The 19224-nt window shown below is 67.3% G+C and carries 17 protein-coding genes; 5 read left to right on the forward strand and 12 right to left on the reverse strand.

Translation table 11 applies throughout. From position 1 onward, the window contains the following. Positions 1 to 57: 57 nt before the first annotated feature. Positions 58 to 906, forward strand: coding sequence for an Rv1486c family protein (locus EXE63_RS30385; protein ID WP_168145028.1), 849 nt, complete (start codon positions 58 to 60; stop codon positions 904 to 906). On the opposite strand, the gene EXE63_RS30390 is transcribed toward EXE63_RS30385, so the two are convergent. Genes EXE63_RS30390 through EXE63_RS30405 form a run of 4 tightly spaced genes read right to left on the reverse strand, consistent with a single transcriptional unit; the run spans position 881 to position 4473 of the window. Continuing rightward, the gene (locus tag EXE63_RS30390; RefSeq protein ID WP_168145029.1) at positions 881 to 1912 is read right to left on the reverse strand and encodes a ferrochelatase; all 1032 of its coding nucleotides are present in this window, start codon (positions 1910 to 1912) and stop codon (positions 881 to 883) included. The genes EXE63_RS30385 and EXE63_RS30390 overlap by 26 nt on opposite strands. 11 nt (positions 1913 to 1923) lie before the next feature. Next, positions 1924 to 2733 (reverse strand): NADH-dependent enoyl-ACP reductase InhA, encoded by an 810-nt coding sequence (gene inhA, locus EXE63_RS30395; protein WP_105364121.1) that lies wholly within the window; start codon positions 2731 to 2733, stop codon positions 1924 to 1926. A gap of 19 nt (positions 2734 to 2752) precedes the next feature. Next, positions 2753 to 3517 (reverse strand): 3-oxoacyl-ACP reductase FabG1, encoded by a 765-nt coding sequence (gene fabG1, locus EXE63_RS30400; protein WP_168145030.1) that lies wholly within the window; start codon positions 3515 to 3517, stop codon positions 2753 to 2755. Positions 3518 to 3570: 53 nt separating this feature from the next. After that, entirely contained in the window at positions 3571 to 4473 is a 903-nt protein-coding gene (locus EXE63_RS30405; RefSeq protein ID WP_234904329.1) for an AraC family transcriptional regulator, read from the reverse strand. Positions 4474 to 4592: 119 nt separating this feature from the next. Between EXE63_RS30405 and EXE63_RS30410 the strand changes: the two genes are divergently transcribed. Beyond that, positions 4593 to 5675, forward strand: coding sequence for an aldo/keto reductase (locus EXE63_RS30410; protein WP_168145031.1), 1083 nt, complete (start codon positions 4593 to 4595; stop codon positions 5673 to 5675). Positions 5676 to 5822: 147 nt separating this feature from the next. Beyond that, complete coding sequence (locus EXE63_RS30415) at positions 5823 to 7415, forward strand: HNH endonuclease signature motif containing protein (RefSeq protein ID WP_168145032.1); 1593 nt, start codon at positions 5823 to 5825, stop codon at positions 7413 to 7415. A gap of 17 nt (positions 7416 to 7432) precedes the next feature. On the opposite strand, the gene EXE63_RS30420 is transcribed toward EXE63_RS30415, so the two are convergent. The 6 genes from EXE63_RS30420 to EXE63_RS30445 all read right to left on the reverse strand — a co-directional run bounded on the left by EXE63_RS30420 (position 7433) and on the right by EXE63_RS30445 (position 13617). After that, positions 7433 to 8440, reverse strand: a complete 1008-nt coding sequence (locus EXE63_RS30420; protein ID WP_105362050.1) for a VWA domain-containing protein — start codon at positions 8438 to 8440, stop codon at positions 7433 to 7435. Between the two features lie 38 nt (positions 8441 to 8478). After that, positions 8479 to 9429, reverse strand: a complete 951-nt coding sequence (locus EXE63_RS30425) for a DUF58 domain-containing protein (RefSeq protein ID WP_168145033.1) — start codon at positions 9427 to 9429, stop codon at positions 8479 to 8481. Beyond that, a complete protein-coding gene (moxR1, locus tag EXE63_RS30430) occupies positions 9426 to 10562 on the reverse strand; it encodes a chaperone MoxR1 (protein ID WP_168145034.1) in 1137 nt (378 codons plus the stop codon). The genes EXE63_RS30425 and moxR1 overlap by 4 nt, the downstream gene beginning before the upstream one ends. Positions 10563 to 10698: 136 nt before the next feature. Further along, positions 10699 to 11337 (reverse strand): NlpC/P60 family peptidoglycan endopeptidase RipB, encoded by a 639-nt coding sequence (ripB, locus tag EXE63_RS30435; RefSeq protein WP_168145864.1) that lies wholly within the window; start codon positions 11335 to 11337, stop codon positions 10699 to 10701. A gap of 86 nt (positions 11338 to 11423) precedes the next feature. After that, on the reverse strand, positions 11424 to 12869 hold the full coding sequence (gene ripA / locus EXE63_RS30440) for an NlpC/P60 family peptidoglycan endopeptidase RipA (protein ID WP_168145035.1): 1446 nt from the start codon (positions 12867 to 12869) through the stop codon (positions 11424 to 11426). Positions 12870 to 13083: 214 nt separating this feature from the next. Next, positions 13084 to 13617, reverse strand: a complete 534-nt coding sequence (locus EXE63_RS30445; RefSeq protein WP_168145036.1) for an Rv1476 family membrane protein — start codon at positions 13615 to 13617, stop codon at positions 13084 to 13086. A 238-nt stretch (positions 13618 to 13855) separates the two neighbouring features. Between EXE63_RS30445 and acnA the strand changes: the two genes are divergently transcribed. Both acnA and EXE63_RS30455 read left to right on the forward strand, forming a co-directional pair. After that, positions 13856 to 16672 carry an aconitate hydratase AcnA gene (gene acnA / locus EXE63_RS30450; RefSeq protein ID WP_168145037.1) on the forward strand — a complete coding sequence of 939 codons (2817 nt, stop codon included), beginning with the start codon at positions 13856 to 13858 and terminating at the stop codon, positions 16670 to 16672. 44 nt (positions 16673 to 16716) lie between these two features. Further along, entirely contained in the window at positions 16717 to 17292 is a 576-nt protein-coding gene (locus EXE63_RS30455) for a TetR/AcrR family transcriptional regulator (protein ID WP_168145038.1), read from the forward strand. Here EXE63_RS30455 and EXE63_RS33165 read toward each other — a convergent pair. Together EXE63_RS33165 and EXE63_RS30465 are read right to left on the reverse strand one after the other, a co-directional pair. Further along, positions 17289 to 17492, reverse strand: a complete 204-nt coding sequence (locus EXE63_RS33165) for a helix-turn-helix domain-containing protein (protein ID WP_168145039.1) — start codon at positions 17490 to 17492, stop codon at positions 17289 to 17291. The genes EXE63_RS30455 and EXE63_RS33165 overlap by 4 nt on opposite strands. A 99-nt stretch (positions 17493 to 17591) precedes the next feature. Next, complete coding sequence (locus EXE63_RS30465; protein ID WP_168145040.1) at positions 17592 to 19220, reverse strand: ABC-F family ATP-binding cassette domain-containing protein; 1629 nt, start codon at positions 19218 to 19220, stop codon at positions 17592 to 17594. Positions 19221 to 19224: the final 4 nt, after the last annotated feature.

Raw genomic sequence — 19224 nt, forward strand, 5'->3', positions numbered from 1 at the left:
TGTGTCAGCGTAGCGAATCCGGCCGTATAAGCGACCGACAACTACACTGCCAGAACTATGTGGTGTCCGAGCGCTTCGCTGACGGTCTGGGTCAATGCCTGGCTTGCGGGCGTTGCCGCGCCCGATGACGTGCTCGACGCGCTATCCCAATGGGCGCCAAAGCATTCCGTCACCGCCTACGATTCGGTGGCTGCGGGCTCGACCGGATTGCCATGGCCGGACCTGTTTCACTCCGGAACGATGTCGCTGTTGCAGACGATGCGGACCGCCGCAGGTCCGCCGCAGGGCGCTCCGCCGCTGACGCTGGTGCTGCCGGTCCCCGGCGATGTTCGTGGCCTACCACCGGACACCCAGTTCCAGCGCGACGCCATCACCATGGGCGAGGCGATCATCATCGGCCAGGATCCGCGTCGGTCGGTCGGCATGGTCCCCGAATACCACTACGAGGACGTCGACGATCCGGATTTCGAACCCGACCCCGTGTCGCTGGCGTGGACGGTGTACTCGGCCGGGACCGCGGCCGTGGTCGAGCACAGCGATCTCGGCGACGCCGAGTACACGCTGAGGTCCGCGGTGCGTTCGGCCGCCGACGCACTCGGCGCACTGAGCGCCGGAATCGGCGCCGCGGACATCGATGACCCGCGCGGCATGGTCGAACAGCTGCTGGAGGCAACCAGATTGCACCGGCTGCCCGATCATGCACCTGAACGCGCGTTGCGGGTGCTGGAGAACGCCGCGCATGTGGACGCGATCATCACCGCCAGCTCCGGGCTGATGCCGATCGGGCTTCAGACCAGCTCGGAGATCCGGATCGCCTCGGACACCCTGCGGCCATTGGCCTCGGTGGTGCGCACCGCCAGGCTCGCCGCGATCAGCGCCATCATGTACTCGGCCTGGCAGCGCTGACCGGCTCGCAGGCCGGTGTGCAGAACGCGCCGTTCACGCTGCTCCCCTGACCCGGAACCGGTTGCGCGCCCGCAACTCTGACGGGCTCGCTGCCCAGGCGGAGTTCATCGATCAGCCCGACGACCAGTTCGGCGAAACGTCGTTGGGCGTTGGGCGTGCTGGCCCGAGCCAGTGCCACGCCGGCAGCGTCGGCCTGTTCGGCGAGTTCGTTGTCGAGATCCCACACCACCTCGATGTGGTCGGCGACGAACCCGATCGGACACGCGATGACGGCCTTGATTCCCTGCCCGGCGAGGACGTCGAGGTGGTCGCCGACATCGGGTTCCAGCCAGGGCACCTGCGGCGGGCCGGATCGGGACTGCCACACCACGTCGAAATCCTGGTAGCCGGCCGCGGCGGCCACCAACCGTGACGCGTAGCGGACCTGACGCTCATAGAGGTCGGTGCCGCAGCGCGAGGCGGCCCGCAACGGTATCGAGTGCGCAGTGAACACCAACCGCGCCCCGGGCCGCAGGTCGTCCGGAAGCGTCTGTGCGGCATCGGAAATGGCGTCGGCGAACATCTGCACGAACAGCGGATGGTCGAAATACTGGCGCAGCTTCACCAGTTCCGGCGCGGACTCCCCGACCGCCAGACGTGCTCGGGTGATGTCCTCCTGATACTGCGCACACCCGGAGTACCCGCCCCAGGCCGACGTGGAGAACACCGCTGCGCGCCGAACACCGTTGTCGCGCATAGCCGCAACGGTGTCCTCGACGTAAGGCTCCCAGTTGCGGTTGCCGAAGTACACCGGCAGGTCCGTGACCGCCTCGATCTGCTCGATGAGCGCGCGGTTGATCCCGTTGATCGGCGAGACACCGCCGAAGTGCTGATAGTGCTCGGCCACCGCTTCGAGGCGATCGCGCGGGATACCCCGGCCCCGGGTGACGTTCTCCAGAAAAGGCATCACCTGCTCGGGGCCCTCCGGCCCTCCGAAGGAGAGCAGCAGCAGGGCATCAAACTCCACGGCCGACCCCGCTACAGCAGCTGGGTGTGGGCGCCGCCATCGGCGTAGATGATGGTGCCGGTGGTGGCGGGCAGCCAGTCCGACAGCAGTGCACAGACCGTCTTGGCGACCGGGGTCGGATCCTTCATGTTCCAGCCGACCGGCGCGCGCTGATCCCAGCCCTCCTCGAGCAGACGCATCTGATCTCCGGCCTCCGCTCCCAGCGCGCCTCCGACGATGGCGCTCATGGCCAGGGTCCGGATGGGTCCGGCGGCAACGAGATTGGAGCGCACGCCGAACGGTCCGGCCTCACGGGCGACGAAGCGGTTCACCGACTCCAATGCGCTCTTGGCGACCGTCATCCAGTTGTAGGCGGGCATCGCCCGGGTGGGGTCGAAGTCCATACCGACGATGCTGCCACCGCTGTTGAGCACCGGCAGGGTCGCCTTGGCCAGCGAGGCGTAGGAGTACGCCGAGATGTGGATGCCTTTGGCGACATCCTCGTAGGGCGCGTCGAAGAACGGGTTCACACCCATTCCGGTCTGCGGCATGAAACCGATGGAGTGCACCACGCCGTCGAGTTTGTTGCCCTCACCGATCACCTCGGTGATGCGGCCGGCCAACGAGTCGAGGTGCTCGGAATTCTGCACATCGAGCTCGAGCAGCGGCGCCGGGTTGGGCAGCCGGTCGGCGATGCGCTGAATCAGCTTCATCCGATCGAAACCGGTCAGCACCAGTTCGGCGCCGGCCTCCTGGGCCTGCTTGGCGATGTGGAACGCGATCGAGCTGTCGGTGATGATCCCCGTGACGAGGATCCGTTTGCCTTCGAGAAAGCCGGTCATGTGAAAGTCCCTATCTCTTCTAGTGGCCCATGCCCATACCGCCGTCGACGGGAATGACCGCGCCGGCGATGTAGCTTGCGTCTTCGGATGCCAGGAAGCTGACCGCCCCGGCCACGTCCTCGGCGGTGCCGACCCGCTTGGCGGGAATGAACTCCAGCGCACCTTCCTGGATCCGCTCGTCGAGCGCGCGGGTCATCTCGGTGTCGATGTAGCCGGGGGCCACGACGTTGGCGGTGACGCCGGCCTTGGACAGCTCACGCGAGATGGACCGCGCCATGCCGATCAGACCGGCCTTGGCGGCCGCGTAGTTGGCCTGGTTGCCGATACCCCACATACCCGAGACCGAGCCGATGAAGATGATCCGGCCGAAACGCTTGCGCTGCATGCTCCGCGAGGCCCGCTGGGCGACCCGGAACGCACCGGTGAGGTTGGCGTTGATGACGTTCTCGAACCGTTCCTCGGTCATCCGGATGAGGAACGCATCCTGGGATATGCCGGCGTTGGACACCAGCACCTCGACCGGCCCCTGGTGCTCCTCGACCTCTTTGAACGCGCGGTCGACGGCCGCGCTGTCGGTCACATCACAGACGACGCCGAACAGACCCTCGGGCGCCCCGGAGCCGCGGTGGGTCACCGCGACCTTGTGCCCGTCGGCGGCCAGCCGCTGCGCGATGGCCAGGCCGATCCCCCGGTTCCCACCGGTGACCAGCACCGAACGGGACACGAAGGGCGGACGGCCTGCGGGTGCTGCGGCGGCACTTTCCGTGGCGGCAGTATCACTCATGACCGCCAACTTATCGTCTGACCGGCGCGGTCCCGAAATCGCATCGCCGGAGCTCACGGAAGATGGGCCGCGGTCACACCGTGGGCGGCGCTCAGGCGCGCCGCGTCCCGGCCGGGTGGCGCACCGAACATCCGGCGGTACTCCCGGCTGAACTGGGTGGGGCTGTCATACCCGACGAGGTGGCCGATACCGGCGATATCTCCGGTATCGGCCACCAGCAGCGCACGGGCCTCCTGCAACCGGATGTGCTTCTGGAACTGCAGTGGGCTCATCGCAGTGACGGCGCGGAAGTGCCGGTGATACGCCGACGGACTCATTCCGGCCATCGCGGCGAGGTCTGCGATGCGCAGCGGTTCCGCGTAGTTCTCCCTGATCCACCGAATCGTCGGATTGATGTGGGCCAGACCGCTTCCTGCCGAACCGATCTGGGCCACCACCTCGGCGTGCGGACCGCGCAGCAGCCGCCACAGGATCTCCTGCTCGATCAGCGGGGCCAGGACGGCGGCGTCGGGGGGACTCTCCAGCAACCGCACCAGCCGCAGCACCGCGTCCAATAGGTCGGGATCGGCACGGCCGGTCGCCATGGCGGTCTGCGTGCCGGGCCGGCGCCGGGCGCCGCTGCCGCGCAGCAGCAACTCCGCGATGGCCGGCGGCCGCAGCACCAGGCCCACCGCCAGTGCCGGCGACTGTGCTCCGCACTCGATGAAGTGTCCACTGACCGGGAGCTGCGCGGTGACCACCAGCATCTCCCCGCCGCGGTACTCGAAGACGCGATCCCCGAGCAGCAGACGCTTGCCGCCCTGGACCATCACCACCAGCAGCGGTTCGGTCAGCGAGTACTCCGGCGAGGTGTCGGCGACGCTGGACACCAAGAGTCCGTCGATCGCGGTGGTCATATCCGGCCGGGCATGTGCGGTGATGAGCGCGGCCAACTCGGCCAGCAGGTTTGTCGCCACAGCCCGATAGTGTCAAAGAGGGCAGGATCAGGCAAGAGTTCGGCAGGATCGGTCTACCGAGCCAGCGGCGCGCAGGGTTGCATGGGAGCAGTACATCCCACCACTTCCAAGGAGCACCCATGACACTCGAAACCTATGTCACCCTCGGTCGGTCCGGGCTACGGGTCAGCCCATTTGCACTGGGAGCCATGACCTTCGGTGAGGATCCCGGGGGCGCCGGTTGCGATGTCGCCGAAGCGGAGGCCATCCTGGACGCCTACCTCGATCGCGGCGGGAACTTCGTCGACACCGCCAACTTCTACACCAACGGGCACTCCGAGAAGATCCTCGGCGACTACTTTCACCGGCACCCGCAGCGGCGCGATCGTGTCGTCATGGCCACCAAGTTCTTCACCAACATGACCCCCGGCGATCCCAACGGGGGCGGGGCCGGGCGGCGATCGATCATCACCCAGCTCGAGCAGAGCCTGCGCCGGCTGCGGACCGACCACATCGACCTGTATTGGCTGCACAACTGGGACCGACACACCCCGATCGAAGAGACCATGCGCACCCTCGACGACCTGGTCCGTGCCGGCAAGATCCGCTATCTCGGGTTCTCCAACATCCCGGCCTGGGTCACCGCGCAGGCCCAGACCATGGCGTCGCTGAGATCCTGGACTCCGCTGATCGCGCTACAACTCGAATACTCACTGCTGGCCCGCGACGTGGAGGGTGAGGCGGTGCCGCTGGCCCTGGACCAGGACCTCGCGCTGGTGACCTGGAGCCCGCTACGCAATGGCTTCCTGTCCGGCAAGTACCGCCGCGGCAGCGACGTGGGCGATTCCGCGCGGGCCGCCTTTGTGGGCGCACCGAGCGACGCCGAGTACGACGTCATCGACGCCGTGGCCGCCGTCGCCGACGAGCTCGACACCACGGCCGCAGCGGTCGCACTGGCCTGGCTGCGGTCGCGACCGGGCACCGTGGTGCCGATCGTCGGCGCCCGGCGACTGGCTCACCTGGAGAGCAACCTGGCCGGTCTGGACGTGGAGTTGGGTGCCGATCAGTTGCACCGCCTCGATGCGGTGTCCCGTTTCGCCATGACCCATCACCCCGCCATTGAGGATTCGCTGCGGATGGCACTGCAGTTCGCCGGCACGACGATCGACGGTGCGACGACCGGCGAGTACCCGCCGCTGCAGGCCGGGACCGCACGGTATTAGCTCGGGGAGTTGGTTATCCGGTGGTGGCCCGAGGCCGGGCCGAGGCGCTCGACTGGCGGCGCGCTGCCTTGCAGTCGGCCACATCAGTTATCCACAGCCGGGAAGATTCTTCTGCCAATGTCCGACCAGGTCGGTAGAATCGCACATATGTTCGACGTTCTGGATCGTGGCGCACTCGCCGGGTTGAGCGATGAGGCGCTCATCTCCGCGGTCACCACCATGACCCAGACCGAGGCCAAGGCCGCCGCGCAGCGACTGGCCCTGATCGGCGAGGTGATCGCCCGCCAGTGCGATGACGAAGACGATGTGGTCGCCCACCAGGTCATCGATGGGTGGGCGTGGGCGCAGGCCGCGGTGTCGGCGGCCTGCAACCTGAATTCCCATGCGGCGTCCAAGCAGATGCGCATCGCCCAAGCCCTACGTGACCGGCTCCCCCGCACCGCCGCCTTGTTCGCCACCGGAGTCATCTCGGCGAGGGTGATCGATGCAATCACCTGGCGCACCCACCTCGTCGTCGACGAGGACGCGCTGGGGTTGATCGACACCGCCATCTCCGCCGAAGCGGGCGAGTACGGGGCGCATTCGGAGAAACAACTGATCGGCGCGGTCGATCTGTGGGTGGAGAAATTCGACCCCGACGCCGTGGTGCGATCCAAACGAGCGGCCAAAGACCTCTACGTCGAGTTCGACGACAAAGACGACCCCAACGGAGTCGCCTCGTTCTGGGGGCGGCTGAGGGTCACCGACAAGAAGATCCTCGAACAACGCCTCAACGACCTCGCCGACACGGTCTGCGCCAATGATCCCCGTAAGCGCGGGGAACTGCGCGCCGCCGCGCTGGCGGCGTTGGGTGTGGTCGGGCCCGCGCTGGAGCGCCTGACCTGCGAATGCGGGGACACCGGCTGTGCGGGCAGCGGGAAAGACCCACGCGCGGGCGCACTCACCATCTACGCGCTCACCGACCAGGCGCCCGCCGCCAGTGAAGACCGCCCACGGCAGACCACCCCGGGCAGTGCGGGCACCCCGGACTCCGAGCCAGCCGCGACCGAGGCCGCGGAGCACGAGCCCACCGCACCCGCAGCCACCGCCCAGCCCGCCGCTCCCGCGGCGTGCAACCCCAGCCCCGGGGTGATGCTGGATGGCGCCATCATCCCCGCCGCGATGCTCGCCGAACTCATCGCCGGCGGCGCCACCATCAAACCGCTATCGGAGATCGCCGACCTCCCCGCCGAACCCCGATACCGGCCCTCCACTGCGCTGACCGCGTTCGTCCGCATGCGGGCCATGACCTGCAGCTTCCCCGGCTGCAACCGGGCCGCGCACCGCTGCGACCTCGATCATCTGACCCCATGGCCGGCCGGGGCGACGCATCCGGGCAACCTCGGGCCGCTATGCCGCCTGCATCATCTGGTCAAGACATTCGGCGGCTGGACACCCACCGCCCAACCCGACGGCACCATCCAATGGACAGCACCCACCGGGCACACCTATAAGAAATCACCCGGAGCGGCAATCCTGTTCCCGCACTGGAACATTGACACCCCCATCCCCCGAAAACGCGCGATCAGCCTCATCAACGACACCGACCGCGACACCACCGGGCCCCATCAAAGAGCGATGCCGGTCCGACAACGCACCCGCGCACAAGACCGCGCCCAACGCATCAACACCGAACGCGCACGCAACCAACTCGAACTCGCCCTCGAATGCGCCGAGAGAAACAGCGACCCGCCCTTTTAGACCGTACTAACCCGGGATCAACCCGGCAGGCGGCGGTTGATCAGCAGCGCGGCCAACGCGGCCAGCGCCAACACCAGCGCTCCGAGGCGCAGCCAGCCGACGCTGGCGTCGCCCTTGATGGTCTCGTAGCCGATCTGCTGCTGCAGCGAGCTGAAGACCTCTTTGAGCTGTTCGAGGCTGGACGCGGTGAACGCCTCACCCCCGGAGAGGTCGGCGATCTTCTTCAGCATCTCGTCGTCGACGGGCACCGGCTGCCGCTGTTCGTTGATCTCGACGTAGCCGTACGGGGTGCCGAAGGACACCGTCGAAATGGGCACGCCCTGGTCCTTGGCGGTTCGCGCCGCGGTGTAGGCGCCCTTGGGGTTGTCCGGGTTCGACGGCACGGTTTCCTTGCCGTCGGACATCAGCACGATGCGGGCCGGCGGCGGCTCGTCACCGCCGCCGATCACCGCACCGACGGTGGCGACCGCCTGCAACGCGGTGAAGATGCCTTCACCGGTGGCGGTGCGGTCGGCGAGCTGCAGCTTGTCGATACCGTTCTTGGTGGCCTCACGGTTGGTCGTCGGCGAGACGAGCACGGTGGCGGTGCCTGCGTAGGCGATCAACCCGAGGTTGATACCCGGGGTCAGCTGGTCGGCGAACTGCTTGGCGGCCTCTTGGGCGGCGACCAGCCGGCTCGGGGCGACATCGGTGGCCCGCATCGATTGGGAGACGTCGATGACCAGCATCACCACGGCCCGGTTGCGCGGCACCCGCACATCGTTGGTCGGCCCGGCCATCGCCACGGTCAGCAGGACCAGGGCGGACACCAGCAGGATCGCCGGCAGGTGCCGCCACCGGGTGGGCTGTTTGGGTGCGACCTTCTCCAACAGCTCCATGTTGGCGAAGCGCAGGATCCGCTTCTGGCGGGCCCGTTGGACCACGACGTAGAGGCCGACCAGTCCCAGGACAGCCAGCAGGAACAGGAAGAACCATTTGTGTTCGAAGCCCGACAGGCTCATCGGTCCGAGCAACGGCAAAGTCATGTGCAGCTTGTCATTTCGGTGTCGTAGTCATCAAGCACTCATCGGCCGCCCGCCAGGGCGCCCCGGCGTCGGTTCGCCACGAAGCGGACCACATCGGCGATCCAGTCCCCGTCGGTGCGCAGGGTCAGCAGCGGCGCGCCGCAGCGCCGCAGCGTGCGGGCGACCTCGTCACGGTGCGCCGCGGAGGCGCGCGCGAAATCGTCACGCAACTTCTCGTCGATGGTGAACTCGCGGGTCACCCCGGTCTCGGTGTCCTGCAGGATCACATCGCCGATGTCGGGCAGTTCGACATCGCGCGGGTCGATGATCTCGATGCCCAGCACCTCGTGGCGCCCGGCGATCGCCCGCAGCGGCCGCATCCAGTCGATCGGCCCCAGGAAATCGCTGATGACGACGGCCATCCCGCGCCGGCGTTCCGGGCGGCGCAGCGCGTCGATGGTCGCGGCCAGGTCACCGCGCACCCCGGGCGGCGCCTGCGGGGTGGTCGCGATGGCCCGCAGCAGTTCCTGTTCGTGCAGCCGGCCCGACAGCGCAGGCACCCGCCGCAGGGTGTCGCCGTTGGAGATCAGAGCGCCGATCCGGTTGCCGCCGCCACTGTTGAGGAAGGTGATCGCCGCAGCGGCCGCCACCGCCAGATCCCGCTTCTCACAGCCTGCGGTGCCGAAATCGAGGCTGGCCGAGACGTCGACCACCAGCCAGGTTTCCAGCTCGCGGTCGGCGATCATCTGCCGGACATGCGGATGGGTCGTCCGCGCGGTCACCGACCAGTCCATCCGGCGCACGTCGTCGCCGGGCTGATACATCCGCGACTCCCCCGACTCCGAACCGGGACCGGGTATCAGGCCGAGGTGGTCGCCGTGCAGCACCCCGTCGAGCTTGCGGCGCACCGTCAGCTCGAGCTTGCGTAACGCCGCGGTCAGTGCCGGGTCGCGGATCTCACCACGCTTGAGTGAGGGGAGGTCGACCGCGCGGCGGCCGGAGCTGGTCACCGACCGCCGGCCGCCGCCGCGGCAGGCACCCCGGGAGGCGCCGAATGACCCTGCTGCGGAATCGCATTCACCTGCGGCAGACCGACGGTCTGCATGATGCGGTTGATCACCGTCTCCGCGGAGACCTCGTCGGCCAGCGCGTCGTAGGTGAGCACCAGACGGTGTCGCAGCACGTCCGGGATGACCTCCACGACATCCTGGGGCACGACGTAGTCACGCCCGCGCACGAGCGCCAGCGCGCGGGAGGCGGCGATGATACCCAGCGAGGCACGCGGCGACGCACCGTAGGCGATCCACGACTTGGCGTCGGGCATACCGAACTTCTCCGGCTCGCGGGTCGCGGTGACGATGCGCACCACGTAGTCGACCAGCGCGTGGTGCACGAAGTTGTTGGCCGCGACGTCCTGCAGGCGCAGCAGGTCACCGGTGTTCAGGATCTGCTTGGGCTCGGGCGGTTTGACGCCCATCCGGTAGATGATCTCGCGCTCTTCCTCCGGCGACGGGTAGTCGACGTTGAGCTTGAACAGGAAGCGGTCACGCTGCGCCTCGGGCAGCTGGTAGACGCCCTCCTGTTCGATCGGGTTCTGGGTGGCCATCACCAAGAACGGCGACGGCAACGGGAACGTCTTGCCACCGATGGAGATCTTGCGCTCGGCCATGACCTCCAGCAGCGCGGACTGCACCTTGGCCGGGGCGCGGTTGATCTCGTCGGCGAGCAGGAAGTTGACGACGACGGGGCCGAGTTCGATATCGAACTCTTCCTGGCCCTGCCGGTAGATGCGGGTACCGACGATGTCGGTGGGCACCAGGTCGGGGGTGAACTGGATGCGGGCGAAGGTGCCGCCGACCACCTTGGCGAAGGTCTCGACGGCCAGGGTCTTGGCGACGCCGGGCACACCTTCGAGCAGGACGTGGCCCTTGGCGAGCAGACCGACCAGCATGCGCTCGAGCAGCTGGTCCTGACCGACGATGATGCGCTTGACCTCGAAGAGGGCCCGCTCGAGGGTGTGGACCTCGTTCTGCAGGTTCGCATTGGCGGGCGGAGCGCTCTGCGTGCCGGGCGGGTAACCCTGCGTCGGGGCCGGGCCTGCGTAGCCTCCGGCGCCCTGCGGCGGCCCACTCGGTGACGTCATCTAGCTTCCTCCCACGATGGTTGTCGTACAAACTCGCTGGTATTCGCCGACGTCCGCCGAGGCGGCGGGGCGTCCTCCGTCAACTATTCCAGGCAGTTCGGAATCCGTCGACGTCGCCCGCCCGTCCGCCGTTGCGTCAGGACTCGATGATACGAACCAGGTGCGGTGACATCCCCGCGGTGCGCAGCGGGCTGACGGTCACCTTCTCGGCGCTGCCGGCGGCCTCCAGCATCTTGCCGCCGCCCAGATAGATGGCCACGTGCTGGCTCCCGCCGGGGCCCCAGAAGATGAGGTCACCTCGTTTTGCCTGAGACGGTTGGATCGGGCGGCCGGTGTTGTACTGGTCGCCGGAATACTTCGGGATCTGCACGCCGACGCCTGCGAAGGCGTACCGGGTGAAGCCCGAGCAGTCGTAGCCCATCTTCCCGGCGTCGTAATCCACGCCGGGTCCGGGGCCGGTCAATGTGCCGCCGCCCCACGAGTAGGGGACCCCGATCTGGGATCCGCCGCGGCGGATGACGTACTCGATGGCGGCCGGTCCGCGCACGCGGGCGCCGGTGGGCAGACCGCCCGCGGCCGGTGTGGGCGCCAGCCCGATGGTCTGCAGGAACTTCGAACCCAGGCTCTGCGTGGTCTCCAGGGCGATCTTGCTCACCTGGAACGACGCGTTCGCGATGGCCACCGGGTCACCGGGAGCACCGGAACTGGGGACAGCGGGCAATGTCGGATCCCACTCCGGCGCCGCGGCGGCCGGGGACGCCGCGCCGAGCGCCATCGCACCGGCGACCGCCAGTGCGGCCAGCACGCGGGTGAGGCTTCGGAAACGTTTGGAAGTCAAGGCGTTCAAGGATTTCCCTACGGTTAAAACTCGATGTATCGGACGGCGTGCGGGGTCATGCCGCTGGTGCGCACCGGCGAGATCTTGACGTGCGAGCCGGTGTAGGGGGCTTCGAGCATCTGGTTGTTGCCGAGATAGATCGCCACATGCTGGCTGCCGCCCGGGCCCCAGAACAGGACATCGCCACGACGCATCTGCGATGTCGGGATCTTGCGCCCCATGTCGTACTGCGATCCCGAATAGTGCGGCAGTTTGATACCCACCCCGGCGAAGGCGTAGAGCACCAGCCCCGAGCAGTCGAAACCGACTGTGCCGGAGCCCTGGTCGATCCCGTTGCTCTTGCCTGCGGCGTTTCCGCCGCCCCAGGAGTAGGGCACGCCGATCTGCGACATGGCGCGCTTGATGACGAATTCCGAGGCAGCCTGGCCGTTGACCCGGGGAATCGCACCGTTGTTGGTGTATCCGGTCGGCGTCGGCAGGATGCCCAGCTTCTGCAGGAAGCTGCGGCCCATGTCCGCCGTCAGCTGCGCCGAGGTCTGCATGATGCCGAGAATCGCGTTGATGATCGCGATCGGATCGCCGCTGACGAATGCGCTCGGGATCGCCGGCAGCGTCAGGTCCCACTGGCTGGACTGTGCCCCCGGCGCAGCCCCGCCCGGCGTGCGATCCCAGTCCGCAGCCGCGGGGGTGGCCGCGGGGCCGGCACCGGCCTTCGGCGCCGCGGCCGCGGGTGCGGCGGCGGGCGTCTGGACCGGCCGCGCGGCGGCCAGTTTCGCCTGCGCCGCACTGCGTTCGGCGCTGAGCCGATCCAGTTCGGACTGCTGAGAACCGAAGACCTGCTGCGCTTCGGTGAGGCTGGCCACCGCGGCATCCTGGCTCGATTGCGCGGCGGCGGCGGCATTGTCGGCGTTCTGTTTGGCCAGCCGGGCCGCGGATTCACGGTTGACCTGGTCGGTGCGGGCCCGCTGCAGATCGGACATCACCTGCTGCGAACTGATGGCCATCGCCTGGCCGGCCGCGGCGGTGCGCAACGCGTCGGCCGGATCCGCGGCGGTGAGATACGAGGCGGCGGGCCCATTGACATAGGCGGCGACGGCGTAGGTGTCGAACCGCTTCTGCGCGTCGGCAATTGCGGCGTTGGCATCGGCCACGCTGCGCTGGCTCGCGTCGACCTGCTGCTGGGCCACGAGCGCGGCATCGCGGGCATCCTGCACTCCGACGAGCGCCTTGTTGACGCTCTCCTGCTGGGCCTGCACGGCCGCACCGAGGTCCTGCAGCCGCTGGTTGGCATCGGCAACGGCGGCGACGAGGGCGGCCACGCCCTCCGGGCCGACCGGCTCGGCGATCGCGACAGGCCCGGTGATCGGGCCATCGGGCAAGGCGCCGGCGAACAGAATCCCCAACGACAGCGGGAACGCGCAGACTCGCCCGTAGTTCCGGGAGGCGGAGGCGCCAGGGGTGCGTCTCATTCGACTCAAGTCTCCTAGGGCTCAACGCGAACGGTGTTGGCACAACATCACTTGCGTGCCGTGAGTCACAGGAATCACACCTGCATCACGAGCACTGTTTGCACCGTACGTCACATCACGCGCTAAAGAAACTTTAGTAACAAATTACATGAATGTAATTGAATCGAGCGTTATCGAATGGTGATATTCGAATTCACGACCAAATGTTCGACGATTAGTCGACAGTCGCCGCGGGCGCCTCGTCAGCAACGCTGCGCTTCGCACGAACCTGCAGCATACGAGTGAATACTGCCGCGACCGCAACGCCGAGAACGAGCACGATGGTAAACGGCATCCAAGGAAAGTCGGGGGTCTGCAACTCGGCCACGAAATTCTTCGAAGATTGCACCGGATCGCCGGTTTTCGCCAGATCCTGACCGGCTTCCAGAGTGACACGGTCATATACCGGACTGAACGTCCCGGCATAGGACGGACTGATGGCCAGCACCGTCGAACCCGGGTGGGCCGCACCCACCTCGGTGGCGATATCGCGCAGCGGGGTGTCGATGGGCGGGTTGTTGGCGATGACGACGATCTTGAGGTCGATACCGTCCTGGTTGGCCTCGGCCACGACCTGTTGCAATGCGGCGATGTCGGTGCCCGCGGGGGCGCTCACGCCACCCTCGCCGGTCTGCTCCTTGACCAGGTTCATGTCCACGTCGGGCGGAATGTAGCCCGGTAGGTGTGGGAGTACGTGCGGTCCGGTCACACAGGCACCGTACCGTCGCGCCAACCGTGCGGCCGCACCCGACTCACGAGTCGTCATCGCGAAGTGATTCCCGCGTGATCACCGCGGCGATCCCACGATCTGGCCATCCGGGTCGCATCGAGCGGGCAACTGGAGAAGACTGGACCCGACCCGCAGCGCCTTGCAGGACAAGCGTACTGTTAGGATCAGCAACGCCGTCGACACAGCCCGTCGCGGCAAGATCTAGCCGGGAGTTGATGTGAGCAGCACAGATTCGGTCAATTCGTTTGGAGCCCGCGACACGTTGACTGTCGGGGACAACAGTTATGAGATCTACCGCCTCGACGCGGTACCCGGAACCGAGAAACTTCCCTACAGCCTCAAGGTGCTGGCCGAGAACCTGCTGCGCACCGAGGACGGCGCCAACATCACCAAGGAACACATCGAGGCCATCGCCAACTGGGATCCCTCGGCCGACCCGAGCATCGAGATCCAGTTCACCCCGGCCCGCGTGGTGATGCAGGACTTCACCGGGGTGCCCTGCGTCGTCGACCTGGCCACCATGCGCGAGGCCGTCGCCGCGCTCGGCGGCGACCCGGACAAGGTGAACCCGCTGTCCCCCGCCGAACTCGTGATCGACCACTCGGTCATCCTCGACGTGTTCGGTAATGCCGGCGCCTTCGAGCGCAACGTCGAACTCGAATACGAGCGCAACGGCGAGCGCTACCAGTTCCTGCGGTGGGGCCAGGGTGCCTTCGACGACTTCAAGGTCGTGCCGCCCGGCACCGGCATCGTGCACCAGGTCAACATCGAGTACCTGGCGCCGACGGTCATGGTGCGTAACGGGAAGGCCTACCCGGACACCTGCGTCGGCACCGACAGCCACACCACCATGGTCAACGGCCTGGGCGTGCTGGGCTGGGGCGTCGGCGGCATCGAGGCCGAGGCCGCCATGCTCGGCCAGCCCGTCTCGATGCTCATCCCCCGCGTGGTCGGGTTCAAGCTGACCGGCGAGATCAAGCCCGGCGTGACCGCCACCGACGTGGTGCTGACCGCCACCGACATGCTGCGCAAGCACGGCGTCGTCGGCAAATTCGTCGAGTTCTACGGCAAGGGCGTGGCCGAGGTGCCGCTGGCCAACCGCGCCACCCTCGGCAACATGAGCCCCGAATTCGGTTCCACCGCAGCAATTTTCCCGATCGACGAAGAGACCATCAAATACCTGCGGCTCACCGGGCGCACCGATGAGCAGCTCGCCCTTGTCGAGGCCTATGCCAAGGAACAGGGCATGTGGCACAACCCGGACAAAGAACCCGTCTTCTCCGAGTACATCGAGCTGGACCTGTCCACCGTGGTGCCGTCGATCTCGGGCCCCAAGCGTCCGCAGGACCGCATCGAACTCACCGATGCCAAGAACGCGTTCCGCAAGGACATCCACAACTACGTCGAGGAAAACCACCCGGCGCCGGAGACCAAGCTGGACGAGGCCGTCGACGAGTCCTTCCCGGCAAGTGATTCCGTGTCGCTGTCCTTCGCCGAGGACGATGCGGTCGACGTGACGCCCAGCGCGGCCAACGGCGCCGAGGGCAGGCCGTCCAAGCCGGTCAAGGTGCACTCCGAGGAACGCGGCGACTTCGTGCTCGACCACGGTGCCGTCGTCGTCGCCGGCATCACCTCATGCACCAACACCTCCAACCCCACCGTCATGCTCGGAGCCGCGCTGCTGGCCAAGAAGGCCGTCGAGAAGGGCCTGACCTCCAAGCCCTGGGTCAAGACCAACATGGCTCCGGGCTCGCAGGTCGTCACCGACTACTACAACAAGGCCGGTCTGTGGCCCTACCTGGAGAAGCTGGGCTACTACCTGGGCGGCTACGGGTGCACCACCTGCATCGGCAACACCGGCCCGCTGCCCGACGAGATCTCGGCGGCCATCAACGAGAACGACCTGTCGGTGACCGCGGTGCTCTCGGGCAACCGCAACTTCGAGGGCCGCATCTCCCCCGACGTCAAGATGAACTACCTCGCCTCCCCGCCGCTGGTGATCGCCTACGGCATCGCGGGCACCATGGACTTCGACTTCGAGTCCGACCCGCTGGGTACCGATCACGACGGCAATGACGTGTTCCTCAAGGACATCTGGCCGACCGCCGCGGAGATCCAGGAGACCATCGCGTCCTCGATCGACCGGAAGATGTTCGTCGACTCCTACGCCGATGTGTTCAAGGGTGACGAGCGCTGGCGTTCGCTGCCCACACCGGAGGGCAACACCTTCGAGTGGGACGACAACTCCACCTACGTGCGTAAGCCTCCCTACTTCGACGGCATGCCCGCCGACCCGCAGCCGGTCAAGGACATTACCGGTGCCAGAGTTCTTGCACTGCTTGGTGATTCGGTGACCACCGACCACATCAGCCCGGCCGGCGCCATCAAGCCGGGTACCCCGGCCGCCCAGTACCTGGACTCCCACGGCGTGCAGCGCAAGGATTACAACTCGCTGGGTTCACGGCGCGGCAACCACGAAGTGATGATCCGCGGCACCTTCGCCAACATCCGGCTGAAGAACCAGCTCCTCGACGATGTCTCGGGCGGGTACACCCGCGACTTCACCCAGGATGGCGGCCCGCAGGCCTTCATCTACGACGCCTCGGAGAACTACCAGGCCGCGGGTATCCCGCTGGTGGTGCTGGGCGGCAAGGAGTACGGCTCCGGGTCATCGCGGGACTGGGCCGCCAAGGGCACCAGCCTGCTGGGCGTGCGTGCGGTGATCACCGAATCGTTCGAGCGCATCCACCGGTCGAATCTGATCGGCATGGGCGTCATCCCGCTGCAGTTCCCGGCCGGTGAGTCGGCGGCATCGCTGAAGCTCGACGGCACCGAGACCTACGACATCGCGGGTATCACCGAGCTCAACGAGGGCAAGACGCCCAAGACGGTCAAGGTGACGGCCACCAAGGAGGACGGCAGCAAGGTGGAGTTCGACGCGGTCGTCCGTATCGACACCCCCGGCGAGGCCGACTACTACCGCAACGGCGGCATCCTGCAGTACGTGCTGCGCAACATGCTCAAGGCGAACTAGGCGACGGGCGGCAGGACTCGGGACAGACAGGCAGCGGGCGCACCGTGCCACGGGTAACCGACGACCATCTGGCCGCACGGCGCCGCCAGATCCTCGACGGCGCCCGCCGCTGCTTCGCCGAGTACGGATACGAGAAGGCGACCGTGCGACGGCTCGAACACACCATCGGGCTGTCGCGCGGCGCCATCTTCCACCACTTCCGCGACAAGGACACGCTGTTTTTCGAGTTGGCGCGCGAAGACGCCGAGCGGATGGCCGATGTGGCCGCCCGCGAAGGATTGATCCAGGTGATGCGCGATCTTCTTGCCGCACCCGATCAATTCGACTGGTTGGTCACGCGGCTGGAGATCGCCCGTAAGCTGCGTAATGACCCTGCGTTCCATCAGGGTTGGGCCGAGCGGTCGGCCGAGTTGTCGGCGGCGACCACCGAACGTCTGCGTAAGCAGAAACAGGCCGGACGCCTGCGCGATGACGTGCCGGGCGCGGTGCTGCAGACCTATCTGGATCTCGTGCTCGATGGTCTGGTGGCGCGCCTTGCTTCCGGCGAGGACACCGAAAACCTCAGCGCGGTACTGGACCTCGTCGAGGATTCGGTGCGCCAACCCGCCGGCGGCGGCTAACTTGCGCGGCGGTGGTTCGGTCCACCGCGGCTGCGCATTCGGGTTCCGGACTCGCGCAACATGCTGTGCACGGACCCATATGAGCGGCCGGTTTCGGCCACCAATGACCTGATGCTGGCCCCCCGCTCGTAAGCGCTGCGCAGCTCGGTCAGGATCTGCTCACGGGACCTACTGGTTTCACTCGTCTTGGTTTCACTCATCGACATCTCCCCACTTCCCGGTGCAACGTCGCGGATACCCAGACTAGGAACCGAGCAAACACGGCGCGGGGGAACGAGCGAATTGTCTTGCAGCCAGCCCTATGCCAGCTCGATGAGGTCCCGGTACTCAGTGGACCAGAAGTCCTCGGTGCCATCCGGCAGCAACACCACGCGCTGCGGATCCAGCGCCTCGGCCGCTCCCGGGTCGTGGGTCACCAGCACCACTGCGCCCTGGTAGCTGCGCAACGCGTCGAGCACCTGCTCACGCGAGGCCGGATCGAGGTTGTTGGTGGGCTCGTCGAGCAGCAACACGTTGGCAGTCGAGGCCACCAATCCCGCCAGTGCCAGACGGGTTTTCTCGCCACCGGACAGGGTGCCCGCCGGCTGGTCGAGCTGTGGACCGGTGAACATGAACGCGCCCAACAGACCTCGCAGATCCTGCTCACCGGTGTCGGGTGCCGCGTGCCGGATGTTCTCCCAGACGGTGGCGTCGTTCTCCAAGGTGTCGTGTTCCTGGGCGAAGTACCCGATCTTGAGCCCGTGCCCCGGCTCCAGCGCGCCGGCGTCCGCGGACTCGGTGCCGGCCAGCAATCGCAGCAGGGTGGTCTTTCCGGCGCCGTTGAGGCCGAGCACCACCACCCGGGAGCCCCGGTCGATCGCGAGGTCGACGCCGGTGAAGATCTCCAGCGAACCGTAGGTTTTCGTCAGCCCCTTGGCCACCAGCGGAGTCTTACCGCACGGTGCGGGGGTGGGAAACTTGATGCGGGCCACCTTGTCGGCCACCCGCTCGGCGTCGAGTTCGGCGATCATCCGCTCCGCACGGCGCAACATGTTCTGAGCGGCAACGGCTTTGGTGGCCTTGGCGCCCATTTTTGCGGCCTGCGTACGCAGCGCGGACGCCTTCTTCTCGGCGTTGGCGCGTTCCCGGCGGCGGCGTTGCTCATCGGTGGCACGGGCATCGAGATACTTCTGCCAGCCCATGTTGTAGACGTCGGCCTCACCGCGCACCGCGTCCAGGAACCAGACCCGGTTCACCACATCGGCGAGCAGCTCGACATCGTGGCTGATCACCACCAGCCCACCGGTGTGGTTCTGCAGGAACGAGCGCAACCACCCGATCGAATCGGCGTCGAGGTGGTTGGTCGGCTCGTCGAGCAGCAGCGTGGTGGCCGAGCCGGATCCGGTGTCGCTGGCGGCGAACAGGATGCGCGACAATTCCACCCGGCGGCGCTGACCGCCGGACAGGGTGCGCAGCGGCTGGGTCAGCACACGGTCGGGCAACCCCAGGCTGGCGCAGATCCGGCCGGCCTCACTCTCGGCGGCGTACCCGCCCAGGGCGGAGAACCGTTCCTCCAACTCGCCGTAACGGCGGACCGCCTTGTCCCGGGCGGCGTCGTCGGCGACCTCGGCCATCAGGGTCTGTTGCTTCTCCAACTCCGACAGCAGGGTGTCCAGGCCCCGCGCGGAGAGCACCCGGTCGCGGGCGAGCACGTCGAGGTCGCCCTCACGCGGGTCCTGCGGCAGGTAGCCGATGTCGCCGGTGGTGTCGACCGAGCCGGCGTAGGGCTCGCCCTCACCGGCCAAGATGCGCATGGTGGTGGTCTTGCCTGCGCCGTTGCGGCCGACAAGGCCGATCCGGTCCCCGGGCTGGATCCGCAGCGCGGAGCCCTCGATGGACAGCAGTGTGCGCGCCCCGGCGCGGACCTCCAGGTCCGTTGCGGTGATCACGCAA

The sequence above is a fragment of the Mycolicibacterium frederiksbergense genome, assembly GCF_012223425.1.
GTDB classification, from domain to species: Bacteria; Actinomycetota; Actinomycetes; order Mycobacteriales; family Mycobacteriaceae; genus Mycobacterium; species Mycobacterium frederiksbergense.

Coding starts and splice junctions, on each gene's coding strand:
- EXE63_RS30385 (WP_168145028.1), top strand. CDS start 58: ATGTGGTGTCCGAGCGCTTCGCTGACGGTCTGGGTCAATGCCTGGCTT.
- inhA (WP_105364121.1), bottom strand. CDS start 2,733: ATGACCGGCTTTCTCGAAGGCAAACGGATCCTCGTCACGGGGATCATC.
- fabG1 (WP_168145030.1), bottom strand. CDS start 3,517: ATGAGTGATACTGCCGCCACGGAAAGTGCCGCCGCAGCACCCGCAGGC.
- EXE63_RS30410 (WP_168145031.1), top strand. CDS start 4,593: ATGACACTCGAAACCTATGTCACCCTCGGTCGGTCCGGGCTACGGGTC.
- EXE63_RS30415 (WP_168145032.1), top strand. CDS start 5,823: ATGTTCGACGTTCTGGATCGTGGCGCACTCGCCGGGTTGAGCGATGAG.
- EXE63_RS30420 (WP_105362050.1), bottom strand. CDS start 8,440: ATGACTTTGCCGTTGCTCGGACCGATGAGCCTGTCGGGCTTCGAACAC.
- moxR1 (WP_168145034.1), bottom strand. CDS start 10,562: ATGACGTCACCGAGTGGGCCGCCGCAGGGCGCCGGAGGCTACGCAGGC.
- ripB (WP_168145864.1), bottom strand. CDS start 11,337: ATGGCGCTCGGCGCGGCGTCCCCGGCCGCCGCGGCGCCGGAGTGGGAT.
- ripA (WP_168145035.1), bottom strand. CDS start 12,869: ATGAGACGCACCCCTGGCGCCTCCGCCTCCCGGAACTACGGGCGAGTC.
- EXE63_RS33165 (WP_168145039.1), bottom strand. CDS start 17,492: ATGAGTGAAACCAAGACGAGTGAAACCAGTAGGTCCCGTGAGCAGATC.